The following is a 16,075-nucleotide window of genomic DNA, read 5'->3' as shown; positions in this document are numbered from 1 at the left end:
CCCCGTATAGGGACGGGGAGAAGGGAGACGGCCGCAACGCTGGCGCCCTTCTTGCAATGCAGGCTATTGGCGAAATCATCGAAGACAGCGCCCCTCTCCCCGTCTCTATACGGGGAGAGGATGCCGGCAGGCAGGTGAGGGGTAGCGCCGAGGTGGCAGAAAATGTTCATTTCGCAACCTGCCTCGCACCGGCACCAGCCGCCGGCTCAACCGAAGAAATCTCATGCGTCAGCGTGTTGCGGGTGACCTTCAGCCACGCCCGGCAGCCGCCACCGTGATACCAGTTCTCCTCCATTACGCCGGCGATGTTGTCGCGCAGATAGACGTAGTCGTAAACAGCGTCGTCGCCGGCGTCCGCCGCCGGACGTTGTGGCTTGGCGTCGCCGAGATAGGTGAACTCGCCGAGTTCGCGTTCGCCGCAGAAGGGACAGACAATGCGCATGGTTCCTGACCGTCCTCAGTGAAGGTTCGGTTGGGCGCCCTGGCCCTTTTCGTCGATCATGGCGCCGGTGCGGAACCGGTCGAGGCGGAAGCGCGCGGCTTCCTTGTGCGACTCGTCTCGGGCCAGAAGATGGGCGAAGACGAAGCCGGATCCCGGCGTTGCCTTGAAGCCGCCGTAGCACCAGCCGGCGTTGAGGTAGAGGCCATCCACCGGTGTCTTGTCGATGATCGGCGAGCCGTCCATCGACATGTCCATGATGCCACCCCACTGGCGCAGCAGGCGCACGCGCCCGATCATCGGGATCAGCGCCATGCCGCCCTCGCAGACATCCTCCATCACAGGCATGTTGCCGCGCTGGGCATAGGAATTGTAGCCGTCGATGTCGCCGCCGAAGACGAGGCCGCCCTTGTCCGACTGGCTGACATAGAAATGGCCGGCGCCGAAGGTCATGACATTGGGGATCAGCGGCTTGATCGCCTCGGAGACGAAGGCCTGCAGCACATGGCTTTCGATCGGCAGGCGCAGGCCCGCCATCGCGGCGACCCGTGACGAGGAGCCGGCGACCGCCATGCCGATCTTGCCGGCGCCGATCCTGCCGCGCGAGGTCTCGACGCCCATTACCTTGCCGTTGGCATCCCTGACGAAGCCGGTAACCTCGCAATTCTGGATGATGTCGACGCCAAGCTCGCTCGCCGCATGGGCATAACCCCAGACCACGGCGTCATGCCGCGCGGTCCCGCCGCGTCGCTGCAGCAATCCGCCCTGTACCGGAAAGCGTGCATGGTCGAAATTCAGGAACGGCATCATCTTTTTGAGCGCCGGCTGGTCGAGCAGTTCGGCATCGATGCCGTTGATGCGCATCGTGTTGCCGCGCCGCGCATAGGCGTCGCGCTGGGCGTCAGAATGGTAGAGGTTGATGACGCCGCGCTGGCTGACCATGGAATTGTAGTTGAGGTCCTGCTCCATCCGCTCCCACAGCTTCATCGACAATTCATAGAAGCCGGTATTGCCGGGCAGGCCGTAGTTGGAGCGGATGATGGTGGTGTTGCGGCCGGCATTGCCGGAGCCGATCCAGCCCTTTTCGAGCACGGCGACATTCTTGATGCCGTACTCGCTGGCGAGGAACCAGGCGGTGGCCAAGCCATGGCCGCCGCCGCCGATGATCACCACGTCGTAGCGATCCTTCGGCGTGGCGTCGCGCCAGGTGCGCTGCCAGTTCTTGTGGCCGGAAAGGGCGGCCCGGGCGAGCGAGAAGATCGAGTATTTCATCAGGTCATTCCGAGGCCGCTCGCACCGCTGGACGGTTATATGTCCAGCGTGTGGTCGCGCTCCCATTGCGTGAAGTGCGAAGCATAGGAATTCCATTCCTGGTGCTTCAGCTTTAGATAAGCCGACGAGAATTCCTCACCTAGCGCCGCCTTGAGCGATTTGTCCTTGTCGAACTCGCGCAGCGCATCGAGCAGGTTGAGCGGCAGCTTCGGCGCGCCCTTCACCGTATGGCCGTTCTGGTACATGTCGATGTCGTAACGCCTGCCCGGATCGGCCTTGGAGCGGATGCCGTCGAGGCCGGCGGCGATGATGACAGCCTGCAGAAGGTAAGGATTGGCGGCCCCATCCGGCAGGCGCAACTCGAAGCGGCCTGGGCCGGGCACACGCACCATGTGGGTGCGGTTGTTGCCGGTCCAGGTCACCGTGTTCGGCGCCCAGGTCGCGCCGGAAATAGTACGCGGCGCGTTGATGCGCTTGTAGGAATTCACCGTCGGGTTGGTGATCGCGGCGAGCGCAGAGGCATGCTTCATGATGCCGCCGAGGAAGTTCCTGCCCTTGGCCGACAGGCCGAGTTCCATCGAATTGTCGGCGAAAACATTGGTCTTGCCGGATTTGTCCCACACCGAGATGTGAGCATGACAGCCATTGCCGGTCAGGCCCTGGAAGGGCTTGGGCATGAAAGTAGCGCGAAGGCCATGCTTTTCCGCGATCGACTTGACCATGAACTTGAAGAAGGAATGCTTGTCGGCGGTCGGCAGCGCATCGTCGAACGCCCAGTTCATCTCGAACTGGCCGTTGGCGTCCTCGTGGTCGTTCTGGTAGGCGCCCCAGCCGAGCGCCAGCATATGATCGCAGATCTCGGCGATGACGTCGTAGCGGCGCATCACCGCCTGCTGGTCGTAACAGGGCTTTGAGGCGGTATCGTATTCGTCGGAGATGGTTTTGCCATCGGGCGAGATCAGGAAGAACTCGGCCTCGACGCCGGTCTTCACATGCATGCCGTCGCTGGCGGCTTCGGCGATCAGCCGCTTCAGCGTGTTGCGTGGCGCCTGGTCGACATCCTTGTCGTCCATGATGCAGTTGGCGGCGACCCAGGCGACTTCAGGTTTCCACGGCAGCTGGATGACGGAGTCCGGGTCCGGCACCGCCAGCATATCGGGATGCGCGGGGGTCAGATCAAGCCAGGTGGCAAACCCGGCAAAGCCGGCGCCATCCTTCTGCATATCGGCAATCGCCTGCGCCGGCACCAGCTTGGCGCGCTGTCCGCTGAACAGGTCGGTATAGGAAATCATGAAGTATTTGACGCCGTTCTCCTTGGCGAATGCGGCGAGATCGTTCCCCATTATGTAGTTTCCTCGCTATGTGATCTGGGTAGTCTTGTCAGAAACCGTTCTTCCCCGGTATCCAATTGGTGCCGGCCAGCGGGACGCCGGCCATCGCGGCTGCCTCGATCGTCAGTGCGACGAGGTCCTCCGGTTCGAGATTGTGCAGGCTGTTCTTGCCGCAGGCACGGGCAATGGTCTGAGCCTCGAGCGTCATCACCTTGAGGTAGTTCGCCAGCCGGCGGCCGGCGGCCACCGGGTCGACCCGCTTCATCAGATCGGGATCCTGCGTGGTGATGCCGGCGGGGTCGCGGCCCTCGTGCCAGTCGTCATAGGCGCCGGCCGTGGTGCCGAGGTCGTTATACTCCGCCTCCCAGCGGGGGTCGTTGTCGCCAAGCGCGACCAGGGCTGCCGTTCCGATCGAGACCGCGTCGACGCCAAGTGCGAGCGCCTTGGCGACATCGGCGCCGTTGCGGATGCCGCCTGAGATGATCAGCTGCACCTTGCGGTGCATGCCGAGATCCTGCAGCGCCTGCACTGCCGGCCTGATGCAGGCGAGCGTCGGCTGGCCGACATTCTCAATGAACACTTCCTGCGTGGCCGCCGTGCCGCCCTGCATGCCGTCGACGACGACGACATCGGCGCCGGCCTTCACCGCGAGCGCTGTATCGTAATAGGGGCGGGCGCCGCCGACCTTGACGTAGATCGGCTTTTCCCAATCGGTGATCTCGCGCAGTTCGAGGATCTTGATCTCGAGATCGTCCGGCCCGGTCCAGTCGGGGTGGCGCGAGGCCGAGCGCTGGTCGATGCCTTTCGGCAGCGTGCGCATTTCGGCGACACGGTCGGAAATCTTCTGGCCGAGCAGCATGCCGCCGCCGCCGGGCTTGGCGCCCTGGCCGACGACGACTTCGATGGCGTCGGCGCGGCGCAGGTCGCGCAGGTTCATGCCGTATCGCGACGGCAAATATTGATAGACCAGTTGCTTGGAATGGCCGCGCTCTTCCTCGGTCATGCCGCCGTCGCCGGTCGTGGTCGAAGTGCCCGACAGCGTCGCGCCGCGACCGAGTGCTTCCTTGGCGGGGCCCGAGAGCGAGCCAAAGCTCATGCCGGCGATGGTGATCGGGATCTTCAGTTCGATCGGCTTCTTGGCGTGGCGCGAGCCAAGCACGACTGATGTGTCGCAGCGCTCGCGATAGCCTTCCAGCGGATAGCGCGAGATCGAGGCGCCGAGGAACAACAGGTCATCGAAATGCGGCAGCTTGCGCTTGGCGCCGGCGCCACGGATGTCGTAGATGCCGGTCGCCGCGGCGCGGCGGATTTCGGAAAGTGTGTAATCGTCGAAGGTCGCGGATTTGCGGGGCGTCGTCGGCGGGTTGCGATAGGTCATGCTGCCTCAATACGCGTCGGCGTTGTCGATGTTGAAATTGTAGAGGGTGCGCGCCGAGCCATAGCGCTTGAACTCCGACGGCTTGACCCCGGTGACGCCGGCACGGTCGAGCAGGCCTTGCAGCAATTCCAGATGCTCGGGCCGCATCTCCTTGGCGATGCAGTCGGCGCCGAGGCTGTCGACCTTGCCGCGCACGAAGAGCCGCGCCTCATAAATGGAATCGCCCAGCGCGTCGCCTGCGTCGCCCAGCACCACCAGGTTCCCAGACTGCGCCATGAAGGCCGACATGTGGCCGATATTGCCGTGGACGACAATGTCGATGCCTTTCATCGAGATGCCGCAGCGCGACGACGCATTGCCCTCGATGACCAGCAGGCCGCCCTTGCCGGTGGCGCCGGCATACTGGCTGGCGTCGCCTTTCACTGTTATCGAGCCCGACATCATGTTCTCGCCGACACCGGGTCCCGCCGAGCCATGCACGGTGATGGTGCCGCCGGAATTCATCCCGCCGCAATAATAGCCGACGCTGCCGCGCACATCGATGCTGACAGGCTGGTCGACGCCGACGGCGACCGAATGGTTGCCCTTCGGGTTGAGCACTTCCCACGCCGTTTCGTTCGAGCCGGGGGCCAGACCGTGCAGCGCCTGGTTCAATTCGCGCAGCGACATGGCGTCGAGGTCGAAGACGCGCGCATGGGCTTGATCGCGCGTTGCCTTGGAGGTTGCCGTCATGAACTCAATGCTCCCAGAAATAGACGGTTGCGGGCTCCGGCTCCCAGACCCTCGCATTGTCTATGCCGGGCAGTTTGGTCAGCGCGCGATATTCCGAGCCGAAGGCGACGTACTGGTCGGTCTCGGCCATGACGGCGGGCTTGCAGGCGATCGGGTCGCGCACGACGCCAAAGCCGTTCTTGGTGCCGACGACGAAGGTGAAGAAGCCGTCGAGGTCCGACAGCGTGCCTTCCAGCGCCTCGCCGAGATTCTTGCCATGCGCCATCTGGGAGGAAAGGTAGGCGGCCGCGACCTCGGTGTCGTTTTCGGTCTCGAAGCTCATGCCTTCGCGGATCAACTCGCGGCGGACATTGTTGTGGTTGGACAGCGAACCATTGTGCACCAGGCACTGGTCGGCGCCGGTCGAGAACGGATGCGCGCCCATCGTCGTCACCGCCGATTCGGTCGCCATGCGGGTGTGGCCGATGCCATGCGTGCCGGTCATCTTGCGGACATCGAAGCGATCGACGACCGCTTCGGGCAGGCCGACCTCCTTGTAAATCTCGACCACATCACCGGCGCCCATGATGCGGATGTCAGGGCGCAGCGCCTGGATGGCCTCGCGGGCCTCGTCGATCTTGTCGGGACGGGTCCTGACGACGGCGTGGGTCGACTTCACCGCGATGCTCACCGGCACGCCGAGCGCCTTGGCAAGCTGGGTATCGAGGTCGCGAAAATCGCGGTCTGGTTTCGCCGATTGGATAGTGATCTTGGCTTCGTTGCCGGATGGGGCGCCATAGATGGCGATGCCCGCGCTGTCCGGGCCGCGATCGCTAAGCGATACCAGCATTTCCGACAGCATCGCCCCGAGCTTGGGCTCCAACGATTTGTCCTTCAGAAACAGCCCGACGATTCCACACATGTCAGCCTCCGACCTTTGTTCTCTGGAGATGTACCGAATGAGTTCCGGGAATTCAATGGGATGAAAAAAATATTCCTGTAGTTATATATCTGCCTGCGCACCGCCACCGGCTGTATTGCCCTGGTGACGTTCGCTGTGGACCCATTTGGCGGTACGGATGCGGGCGCTCTTATAGGCGTCGAGTATCGACAGCGCATAGATCAGGAGACCACCCGCATGGCGGCCGACGAAGCTGGCGTCCGGCGGCGCGATCTTCATCGTTACCCACGCCAGGATCACCATGAAGAAGATGAACTGCAGGCCGCGCACCGGCACACCGAGAATGACGTGTCCGCTTGCCGGCAGGATGATTGCCGCGCCGAGAACCAGATACGGGTTCGGTGGAGCGGGCGCGTTGGTTGTGCTGGTCATGCGGCCTGCCTTTCAGCATGGTTGATGGCGTCGCGAAGCGCCGAAATCGAAGTGAGCAACCTTTCGACCAGTGCCGGATCGAGTATTGCACCGCCGAAATCGGCCTGCCGGAACACGCCGTAGCGGGCGCGCTGCGCCTCGGCCAGGAGCCAGACGATCCGTATCCCCTTGGGTGTGATGAGCAGCTCCTTGGCGCGTCCGTCGGAAAAGGGGTCGAGATGGCTGGCAATCAGGCCCTGCGGAAAGCGTGCGCCCCTGCCGTCTGTCCGCAGCACTGCCTCTGCCGGAAATCCCGGGGCCTTCGGCAGCGTGTGTTCCAGGTGGTCGAAATTGGAGAACGTCGTCGGCGACCCCGGCCGCATCATCATGTCGAAAGTGGCGGCGATCGCGATCTTTTCGAGGATCGAGATCGATAACCAGCGTGCCGGCAGTTTTCGCGTAGCCAGCGTATCGACGATGGTCCGCACCTGGACGCGCCGGCCGTTCCATGAGCCTTCCCAGGTGACGATTCCGGCGGTGCCGTCCGAGACATTGGCTGCATCCGAAATGACGGAACGAAGGTTGGCTTGTTCGACCGCGAGTGCGGCCGAAGCCCTGTTGCGGCTGGCGCGCACCAACCACATCAGGTGAAGGGCGAAAGCCAGGGCAATCGCCCCGGCGAGCAGTGCTGACGTCACCTCGGACACCTTATCATGCCATGCCCGCCCGGGGTCCGGACGGGCCTTCTTCCATCAATACCCCTGCGGCTTCGGCCACGGCATGGAGAACTGATCGCCGCGACGGACGAACTTGTAGCGGTAGAAATGAAACCATACCGAGATCAGGAAGTAGAACGCGACCATGGCGATCAACTGCGAACCGAAGCCGAGGAAGATGGCGAAGTAGGTGACCACGCACAGGCAGAACAGCACGATGGCCGGCAGCGGATGGAAAGGATGCGTGTAGCCACGGCGGATGGTACCCAGCGGCCACTTCTTGCGGAACATCATGATGTTGATGCTCATGAACGTGTATTGCAGCACGCCAGACAGGATCGAGAAGGTGATCGCCTGATTGAGGTCGGCGATGAAAGCGAAGGCGAGCGCGATCGGCAGCAGGAACAGGATCGAGCGGTAGGGTGTGCGATATCTAGGATGCACGGCCGAGAACCAGCTCGGCAGGTAGCGGTCGCGGCCAAGCGAGAACCAGGCGCGCGCGGCGTCATTGATGCAGCCATTGGCGGACGCGATGGCGGCAAGCAGCGTCGCGACGAACAGGAGGTTTTCGAGCAGCGGACTGCCGGTCAGCTTGCCCGCGTCCCAAAGCGGATAGGGCGTGATACCGAGATATTCCCATGGCATTAGCGAGGCGCAGACATACCAGGTCATCGCGGCCGCGATCAGAAGCGTGATCATGCCCGCCATGGTGCCGTAGGGCAGCGAGCGTGCCGGCGAGCGCACTTCCTCGGCGGCCTGCGTGGTGCCCTCGATGCCGAGGTAATACCAGATGCCGAACTGGAAGGCTGCGATGACGCCGATCCAGCCGTAGGGCAGCGCATTGCCAGGAGTGACCAGTTCGTTGAGCTTCAGCACCGCGCCTTGCGTCCATGGGCTGACCGAGAAGAACAGGATGACGATCGAGACATAGGCGATCGCGGTGATGACGAAGTTGACGTTGAGCGTCATCAGAACGCCGCGATAGTTGAGCCACGCCAGCACCACGATGGTGGCGGCGATGAAGGAATTGTGGGTGAGCCCATCGATCCCCGCCTTGGCGACGATCGTGTCGCCGAGCAGGATGGCGTCGGACACTTCGAGCATCGTGTAGGCGAAAACCAGGAACAGCGCGACGTTGAAGGCCATCAGCGGCCCGACGATGTGTTTGGCCTGGGCGTATTGGCCGCCCGCGGCGGCGACGGTCGACGTGACCTCGGAATCGATCATGGCGACGGAAGTGTAGAGCAGGCCCACGACCCAGCACACGATAAGGGCCGCCAGCGTACCGCCCTTGTCGGCGGAGAAGTTCCAGCCCGTGAATTCGCCGACCAGGACGATGCCGACTCCGAGCGCCCAGACATGGGCCGGGCCGAGCACCCTGAGCAGCGAAACCCTGTCGCCGCCATTTACCGCTGTTCCTGCCGTTTCAACCGCGACCGTCATCGTTCAATCCCCACTCAGATCCGGTGTTTTTCGGAAACGGCCTCAAGCTCGCCTTCGCGCGATGAGGTCAGAACGTCCTCGCTATAGGTCGTGTCGACCTTGAACCAGTCGAAGAGCATCCACAGGGCGAGCACGATCGAGATGCCCCAGCATGCATAAGAGAGTGCTATCCACATGATGCTTCCCCGGTCTACTTGTCTTCGAATTTTTCGTTGATGACGTCGCGATATTCCCGGTCGGATGCGCGGAACAGGAACACGAAATAGCCGATCAGCACGATCGCCATGATGATGAGCGTTGGCCAGTCGATCACATAGTGGAATCGGTTCTGGATGACGTCATGCGCCGTTTCCGGCGTGTAGCCCAGCTTTTCCCAGATCGAGGCCATGGTTGGATTCTGGCCGAGGGCTTCCCACGTCTTGGCGTCGAGTGCGTCGATGGATTTGGCCGCGCCGGCGAGCCCGAGCTTCAGCGGCAGCCATAGCGCCACGAATATGGCCACCACCACGACGACGATATCGAAGATCTGCCCGGTCTTGCTCTGCTCCGGCGGCGTATAGCGGGACATGGCTCCTACCTCTCAGGACTTGCGGTTGCGGAACGCGTCCGCGTTCTTGATGTCGAGCCCGTAGATGAACTCCTTGTCTTCCTTGTAGTGCCTGACCATCGCCAGAATGGCGGCCGTGTTGAAGATCAGCACGGCGGCGGCGGCAACTGCCACGACGGCCTTGATGCCGCTATGTGGGATGTAGGGCCATGTCATGGAAAGGACGAACAAGATCGTCGCCCACAGGCAGATGATCAGGAGCGCGGATCCACGCAAATCGGAACGGTACAGCGCCTCGATGCGCTGCTGCAGGTCTGACATCGGTTTTCCCCTTTTTCCGGCGTCCGGTTCCGAAGTTGCCGCTCGCCGCTCTCTTTCAAGAGAGTGAAATTTTTTTCACAAAATCAGGCCGATTTCCGCAATTGTCAAGATGAATTTACGCAGAGTTAACCGTTTGGCCCGGGCAATGAATTTTGCCTGACAATGAAATTATTTGCTTCAGGGGATTGCGGGCCTCCCTCGTTTGCGGTCAATATTCGCGCAAGGCCCCGGCCGCTGTGCAAAGGGGCAGGGAACATCAACGACTATCGGACGGAGGACGATCGGATGACGGCATCCTGGAGATTTTCGACCCTGGCGGATCGCCATCGCGCGCTGGGTTCGAAGCTCGAAGACTGGAGCGGCATGGGCACCGCCTGGACCTACGAGAAGGACGCCGACGAGGAATACATCGCCATCCGCACCAAGGCCGGGCTGATGGATGTTTCCGGCCTGAAGAAAGTCCATATCACCGGGCCGCACGCCTCGCACCTCATCGATCTCGCCACCACGCGCGATGTCGAAAAAATCTATCCCGGCAAGTCTGCCTATGCCTGCATGTTGAACGAGGCGGGAAAGTTCACCGACGACTGCATCCTCTACCGCACCGGGCCGAATGCCTGGATGGTCGTGCACGGCTCCGGCACCGGCCATGAGGAGTTGCAGCGGGCCGCCATGGGGCGTGACGTGTCGCTGCGCTTCGACGACAATCTGCACGACCTGTCGCTGCAGGGGCCGACAGCGGTCGACTATCTGGCCAAGCATGTGCCCGGCATTCGCGACCTCAACTATTTTCACCACATGCAGACGCAGCTGTTCGGGTTCCCGGTCATGATTTCGCGCACCGGCTACACCGGCGAGCGCGGCTACGAGATATTCTGCCGTGGCCAGGATGCCGGCACGATCTGGGACAGGATTCTTGAAGAGGGTAAGAGCGCCGGCATTATTCCATGCCGCTTCACCACGCTCGACATGCTGCGCGTCGAGAGCTACCTGCTGTTCTACCCCTACGACAATTCGCAGAAGTACCCGTTCGAGAATGAAGGCCCCGGCGACACGCTGTGGGAACTCGGTCTCGACTTCACCGTCAGCCCCGGCAAGACAGGTTTCCGTGGCGCCGAGGAACACTATCGCCTAAAAGGCAAGGAGCGCTTCAAGATCTACGGCGTGCTGCTCGATGGCAAGGAGCCCGCCGACGAAGGTGCGCCGGTCTATCGCGACGGCAAGAAGGTCGGCGTGGTGACCTGCGCCATGTATTCGCCGCTGGTCGAGAAATCGATGGGCATCGCCCGGCTCGACGTCGACTGCGCGGTGAAGGACACCAAGCTCGAAATCCGCAACAGGAGCGGTTCGATCAAGGCGACCGCGCAGCCCTTGCCGTTCGACGATCCCAAGAAGGCCAAGCGCACGGCGAAAGGCTGAGGCATAATCACCAGCGAGGGGTTCGAGGCACGAAGACTTAAATGGCAGCCAAAAGCATCATCAGCCGGCCGGTCTACGGAACGCTCTCTCCGCAGCCCGGCAAGCACCATCTTTTCATCGCCGATGCCGAGGGCGCGCTCGCTATATCCGAGATGGCCGCACGAGCTCCCGCTGGCTTTTTCGACGGCGCCGAGATCGTCTTCATCCCCGGTCCTGACGGCAGACACATCGCCGCCCTCGAAGCCTTGCAGCCTGCCCAGTTTCACCAGGCGCCGTCTTTCGCCAGCCTGCTGCCGAGGCTGAAGCAGACACTGAGCAATGCACATATGGGCCTGCGCCTCTATCTCAGCGGCACTGAAGGGCTGATCGGCCAGGCCATGCAGGTGGCGCTCGAAGCCGGTATCGATCACACTTCCATGCAGACCGAACATCGCGGCTCGCTGGCGCGGCGCATGCAGTGCGTGCACTGCAAGGGCATCACCGAGAATGTGACGACGCAGCCCGCCACCTGCTCGCATTGCGGCCTGCTGCTCCTGGTGCGCGATCACTATTCCAGGCGCCTTGCCGCCTTCCAGGGCGTGTGTATCAATGCCGAGGATCGCAGCGAAATTCCTCCGGTGGAGGAGGCCTTCCCATGAGCACCGGCACAACCAAGCTCGATGTGGTGGTCAGCGATGTCGTCCCGGTGAACGACCTTGTCACCCGCTTCCATTTCCGCCGGCGCGACGGCGAGCTCCTGCCGACTTTCTCCGGCGGCGCCCATGTGGTGGTCGAAATGCGGGACGGCGAGCGCACCAGGCTCAATCCCTATTCGCTGATGGGCTCGCCGCTCGACACGCGCGAGTACACGATCTCGGTGCGCCGCGACGATGTCGGTCGCGGCGGCTCGCTGTTCATGCACAGGAGCGTCAAGCCGGGCCTAGAGATGGTGATCAGCTATCCCGTCAACCTGTTCTCGCTCGATCTGCGCGCCAAAAAGCACCTGATGCTCGCTGGCGGCATCGGCATCACGCCGTTCATGGCGCAGACCGCGCAGCTGGCGGGGGAGGGCGGCAATTTCGAATTGCACTATACCTGCCGCACCGCTTCTCTCGGCACCTATGCCGATGTGCTGCGCGACCGTTACGGCCGCCGCGTCCGGCTCTACCATGACGATCGCGACGAGCGCATCGAGCTCGACCGTCTGTTGTCGACTCAGCCGCTCGGCACGCATCTCTATGTCTGCGGTCCCGCCGGCATGATCAACTGGGTGCGCGACCGCGCGGCCGCCTTGGGCTGGCCTTCCGAAGCCGTGCATTTCGAGCATTTTGCAGCACCCCAGCCCGGCGAGCCCTTCGATGTGACGCTGGCCGTCAGCGGCAAGACGATCCGCGTAGGTTCGCAGCAGAGCCTGCTCGAGGCGATCGAGGCAGCCGGCGTCGATCCGCCCTATCTCTGCCGTGGCGGTGTCTGCGGCCAGTGCGAAACCAATGTCATTTCGTATGACGGAAAGTTCATCCACAACGATCACTGGCTGAGCGAGGAAGACCACCGTTCCGGCTGCAAGATCATGCCGTGCGTGTCGCGCTTCGCAGGCAAATCGCTGGTCTTGGAAAGATAGGAGGCGAGCTTGGGAATCACCTTTCGCAAGGAAACGTTCCGCGACGATTTTACCTTCAGGAACAGCCCGGAACACATCAGGCGGTTCCCGTTTCCGTTCCACGAAGACGCCTACATGTATGCGGTCAACATCGAGCCGCATGTCGTCGGTCCCAAGGGCAGCGTGCTGGAAAACCTGATCGACGTCGACGAGCACTATGTCGCCGAGATGCAGGACCGCGCGCTGGTGCTGGCCGAGGATCCGCTGCGCTGCCAGTCGCTGCCGCACATGACACTGGCCGGTTGGGATCTGCTCGAGCTTTTGATGGAGCAGCAGGCGCTCGGCTATCCCGAGCATTTCACGCTGACGCGCGACGGTGACCGCTGGCGCTGGATCAACAGACCGCTCGGCATTGACGACACCTTCACCTTCGGCGACACCTCGACACTGCCTTACGGGCCGATGGAATACATCACCCGGCAGAGCCAGGGCGATTTCTGCATCCTCGACCAGCGCGACGGCAATCTGTGGATGGATGCCGGCATGGTCACCACCCAGGCCGACTGGTCGCTCGATTTCGACATCGGCATGAACTTCTTCGAATGGCACGCGCCGGTGCCGCTGGCGCATGAGAAGGGTATTTTCACGCGCGCGCTGAAGTTCCTCACCAACATCCAGCAGGGCAAGCCGGCGCGGCGTCTGAACTGGACGATGACCATCAATCCGCGTCTCGACACCAGCCCGGAGAATTACCACAAATGGGGGCCGGACCGGGCGACGGTCACGCCCGAGAATGTCGGCGACAAGGTGCATCTGCGCGTCGAATTGCAGAGCTTCTGGCGGCTGCCGCGCTCCAACGGCATCGTCTTCCCGATCCGCTGCTACCTGATCAAGATGGATGAGCTGGTGACGCAACCGAAATGGGCACGGCGCCTGCACCGCGTCATCCGCGACCTGCCCGAGGAACTCGCCACCTACAAGGGCCTGACGCGTTACCGGCCGACGCTGGTCGAGTGGCTGTCGAAGCTCGATGACGGCAGCCCGACGAGCCCGGGGTTTGGGCCGGACTGAGCGAGGCCCGCGAAGCTGCCGATCTCCCCCTCGAGGGGGAGATGTCGCCGAAGGCGACAGAGGGGGTTGCCGCGCGTGGAGCGCTAATCTCGTCCGCCGTAGAACGTTCAGCCTCCAGTCGAACCGACCCCCTCTGGCCTACCGGCCATCTCCCCCTCAAGGGGGGGAGATCAATTCCGTTACCCCGCACTATTCTGCGGGTAACAAATAATCGACAAATAACGCATCGGCAGCTGCGTCAGCTGCTCGGGCCCGTGCGGCGCGTCGGCGTCGAAGAACAGACTATCGCCGGGCTTCATCGGATAAAGATTGCTGCCGTGTCGATAAACGACCTCGCCTTCGAGCATGTAGAGGAATTCCATACCTTCGTGCTGAAAGGTCGGGAACACGTCCGAATCCTCGGTCAGCGTGATCAGGTATGGTTCGACGACGACGCCGCTGGTGTTGGAGCCGATATGGCCGAGCAGATTGTACTGGTGGCCGGCGCGCGTGCCTCGCCGCTCGACATCGAGCCCTTCGCCGGCCTTGACGAAGACAGCGCTGCGTTCTTCCTCGAAGCGGCGGAAGAAGGCAGTAACGGGAACGCCCAGCGCTCGCGACAGCGCCTGCAGGGTGGTCAGCGACGGCGAGGTGATGCCGTTCTCGATCTTGGACAGCATCCCCAGAGAAATGTCGGTGGCGACAGCCAGGTCGGCGACCGTGATGCCAAGCTTCTTGCGGAAAGCCCGCACCTCGCGGCCGATCGCAACCTCCAGCACTTTCTCGCGCGTGTCGCGGATGGCATGCGGGTTCTGCGTCAGCGGCGCGCGGATGGTCTTCCCGTCCACGGAAGCCTTCGGCTGCGGCTTTGCCTTGGCGCCGCCAGATCCGGCTTTGGAAACGGAAGTGTTTTTCGCCATGTCGCCCCCCGGACCGCGTGGATTTATTTCACTCAAGGTGAACATGACAGGTGCCGATACAGGAGCGCAACCACGACGGCAAGCCATCTTATGTCGCATGCGCCGGTCTTGCGATCTCAGTCGTCGCCGGTTTTCCGCATGAAATCCCTTGCGCGCAAACGCCGTTCCCGCAGATGTCTGTTGACAGCACCGAAGGGCCAATTACTGTCACTGTCAGTGAAATTTGTTTCGCTGGGGAAATCAAAAAAGTGGAGGCCCGGAAATGAACACTCGCGTTGCCGTCATCGGAGCCGGACCGTCCGGTCTGGCACAGCTCAGGGCCTTCAAGTCGGCGGCCGACAAGGGCGCCGAGATTCCCGAAATCGTCTGCTTCGAAAAGCAGTCCGACTGGGGCGGCCTGTGGAATTACACCTGGCGCACCGGCCTCGACGAACATGGCGACCCGGTCCATGGCTCGATGTACCGCTATCTCTGGTCGAACGGGCCGAAGGAATGCCTCGAATTCGCCGACTACACCTTCGAGGAGCACTTCGGCCGACCGATCGGCTCCTATCCGCCGCGCGCGGTGCTGTGGGACTATATCAAGGGCCGCGTCGAAAAATCGGGCCTGCGCAAATGGGTGCGCTTCAACAGTCCCGTGCGCATGGTGACCTTTTCGGACGAGACGAAGAAATTCACCGTCACCGCGCATGACCGCGCCAACGACGTGACCTATTCGGAAGAGTTCGACAATGTCGTCGTCGCGTCCGGGCATTTCTCGGTGCCCAACGTTCCCTATTTCGAAGGCTTTTCGACCTTCAACGGCCGCATCCTGCACAGCCACGATTTCCGCGACGCGATGGAATTCAAGGGCAAGGACATCCTGATCATCGGCCGCTCCTACTCGGCCGAGGACATCGGTTCGCAATGCTACAAATACGGCGCCAAATCGATCACCTCCAGCTACCGCTCCAAGCCGATGGGCTTCAAATGGCCCGAGAATTGGAAGGAAGTGCCGCTGCTGCAGAAGGTCGTCGGCAAGACCGCCCATTTCAAGGACGGCTCGACCAAGGATGTCGATGCCATCATCCTGTGCACCGGCTACCTGCATTCTTTCCCGTTCCTGACCGACGACCTCAAGCTCAAGACCGCCAACCGCATGTGGCCGCTCGACCTCTATGAGGGCGTCGTGTGGGAGAAGAACCCGAAGCTTTCCTACATCGGCATGCAGGACCAGTTCTACACCTTCAACATGTTCGACGCGCAGGCCTGGTTCGCCCGCGACGTCATCATGGGCCGCATCAAGCTGCCCTCCGCCGAGGCGATGGCCGAGCACAGCGCCAAGTGGCGGGCGCGTGAGGAAACGCTGGAAGACGCCGAGCAGATGATCTGGTTCCAGGGCGACTACACCAAGGAATTGATGGACCAGACCGATTATCCGGGCTTTGACGTCGAGGCGGTCAACCAGACCTTCATGGAGTGGGAGCATCACAAGGCGGAAGACATTATGAGCTTCCGCGACCACGCCTACCGCTCGCTGATGACCGGCACCATGGCGCCGCTGCATCATACGCCATGGCTGCAGGCGCTCGACGATTCGATGGAGAGCTATCTCGAAGTGAAGGGCGTCGCGGCGGAGTAGCCGCGGCGCATCTTCC

Annotated in this window: 18 protein-coding genes; 5 read left to right on the top strand and 13 right to left on the bottom strand. The window is 62.3% G+C overall.

Annotated features, from left to right (window positions below; genetic code table 11):
- Positions 1–166: 166 nt before the first annotated feature.
- The 12 genes from FJ934_RS03855 to FJ934_RS03800 form a co-directional block, all read right to left on the bottom strand.
- Positions 167–442, bottom strand: coding sequence for a sarcosine oxidase subunit delta (locus FJ934_RS03855; RefSeq protein WP_140607334.1), 276 nt, complete (start codon positions 440–442; stop codon positions 167–169).
- 15 nt (positions 443–457) lie between these two features.
- Positions 458–1,711 carry a sarcosine oxidase subunit beta family protein gene (locus tag FJ934_RS03850; protein ID WP_140607333.1) on the bottom strand — a complete coding sequence of 418 codons (1,254 nt, stop codon included), beginning with the start codon at positions 1,709–1,711 and terminating at the stop codon, positions 458–460.
- 35 nt (positions 1,712–1,746) lie between these two features.
- The gene (glnT, locus tag FJ934_RS03845) at positions 1,747–3,054 is read right to left on the bottom strand and encodes a type III glutamate--ammonia ligase (protein ID WP_140607332.1); all 1,308 of its coding nucleotides are present in this window, start codon (positions 3,052–3,054) and stop codon (positions 1,747–1,749) included.
- 37 nt (positions 3,055–3,091) lie between these two features.
- Positions 3,092–4,420, bottom strand: a complete 1,329-nt coding sequence (locus FJ934_RS03840; protein WP_140607331.1) for an FMN-binding glutamate synthase family protein — start codon at positions 4,418–4,420, stop codon at positions 3,092–3,094.
- 6 nt (positions 4,421–4,426) lie between these two features.
- Entirely contained in the window at positions 4,427–5,152 is a 726-nt protein-coding gene (locus FJ934_RS03835; protein WP_140607330.1) for a GXGXG domain-containing protein, read from the bottom strand.
- A 4-nt stretch (positions 5,153–5,156) separates the two neighbouring features.
- Complete coding sequence (locus tag FJ934_RS03830) at positions 5,157–6,053, bottom strand: glutamine amidotransferase family protein (protein WP_140607329.1); 897 nt, start codon at positions 6,051–6,053, stop codon at positions 5,157–5,159.
- Between the two features lie 81 nt (positions 6,054–6,134).
- Complete coding sequence (locus tag FJ934_RS03825; protein WP_140607328.1) at positions 6,135–6,464, bottom strand: hypothetical protein; 330 nt, start codon at positions 6,462–6,464, stop codon at positions 6,135–6,137.
- A complete protein-coding gene (locus tag FJ934_RS03820; RefSeq protein ID WP_181165505.1) occupies positions 6,461–7,150 on the bottom strand; it encodes a hypothetical protein in 690 nt (229 codons plus the stop codon). Before FJ934_RS03820 ends, FJ934_RS03825 begins: the two co-directional genes overlap by 4 nt.
- Before the next feature lie 45 nt (positions 7,151–7,195).
- On the bottom strand, positions 7,196–8,602 hold the full coding sequence (locus FJ934_RS03815; RefSeq protein ID WP_140607327.1) for an amino acid permease: 1,407 nt from the start codon (positions 8,600–8,602) through the stop codon (positions 7,196–7,198).
- Positions 8,603–8,616: 14 nt separating this feature from the next.
- Complete coding sequence (locus tag FJ934_RS03810; protein WP_140607326.1) at positions 8,617–8,778, bottom strand: hypothetical protein; 162 nt, start codon at positions 8,776–8,778, stop codon at positions 8,617–8,619.
- Positions 8,779–8,792: 14 nt separating this feature from the next.
- Positions 8,793–9,170: a hypothetical protein gene (locus FJ934_RS03805; protein WP_140607325.1), complete on the bottom strand. Its 378-nt coding sequence runs from the start codon at positions 9,168–9,170 to the stop codon at positions 8,793–8,795.
- A gap of 12 nt (positions 9,171–9,182) precedes the next feature.
- Complete coding sequence (locus FJ934_RS03800) at positions 9,183–9,470, bottom strand: hypothetical protein (protein WP_140607324.1); 288 nt, start codon at positions 9,468–9,470, stop codon at positions 9,183–9,185.
- A gap of 285 nt (positions 9,471–9,755) precedes the next feature.
- Between FJ934_RS03800 and FJ934_RS03795 the strand changes: the two genes are divergently transcribed.
- Genes FJ934_RS03795 through FJ934_RS03780 form a run of 4 tightly spaced genes read left to right on the top strand, consistent with a single transcriptional unit; the run spans position 9,756 to position 13,539 of the window.
- Positions 9,756–10,889: an aminomethyltransferase family protein gene (locus FJ934_RS03795; RefSeq protein WP_140607323.1), complete on the top strand. Its 1,134-nt coding sequence runs from the start codon at positions 9,756–9,758 to the stop codon at positions 10,887–10,889.
- Positions 10,890–10,930: 41 nt separating this feature from the next.
- Positions 10,931–11,527 (top strand): dimethylamine monooxygenase subunit DmmA family protein, encoded by a 597-nt coding sequence (locus FJ934_RS03790; RefSeq protein ID WP_140607322.1) that lies wholly within the window; start codon positions 10,931–10,933, stop codon positions 11,525–11,527.
- A complete protein-coding gene (locus FJ934_RS03785) occupies positions 11,524–12,489 on the top strand; it encodes a PDR/VanB family oxidoreductase (RefSeq protein ID WP_140607321.1) in 966 nt (321 codons plus the stop codon). Before FJ934_RS03790 ends, FJ934_RS03785 begins: the two co-directional genes overlap by 4 nt.
- A gap of 9 nt (positions 12,490–12,498) precedes the next feature.
- A complete protein-coding gene (locus FJ934_RS03780) occupies positions 12,499–13,539 on the top strand; it encodes a DUF3445 domain-containing protein (protein ID WP_140607320.1) in 1,041 nt (346 codons plus the stop codon).
- A gap of 179 nt (positions 13,540–13,718) precedes the next feature.
- Here the strand turns inward: FJ934_RS03780 and FJ934_RS03775 are convergent, their stop codons facing one another.
- Positions 13,719–14,438, bottom strand: a complete 720-nt coding sequence (locus FJ934_RS03775; protein WP_140607319.1) for an XRE family transcriptional regulator — start codon at positions 14,436–14,438, stop codon at positions 13,719–13,721.
- Between the two features lie 262 nt (positions 14,439–14,700).
- Between FJ934_RS03775 and FJ934_RS03770 the strand changes: the two genes are divergently transcribed.
- A complete protein-coding gene (locus tag FJ934_RS03770) occupies positions 14,701–16,059 on the top strand; it encodes an NAD(P)/FAD-dependent oxidoreductase (protein ID WP_140607318.1) in 1,359 nt (452 codons plus the stop codon).
- Positions 16,060–16,075 lie beyond the last annotated feature (16 nt).

Source organism: Mesorhizobium sp. B2-4-12 (assembly GCF_006441575.1).
GTDB lineage: Bacteria > Pseudomonadota > Alphaproteobacteria > Rhizobiales > Rhizobiaceae > Mesorhizobium.
Note: the sequence above shows the minus strand (reverse complement) of the source record. Positions and strands in the feature narration are given on the sequence as shown.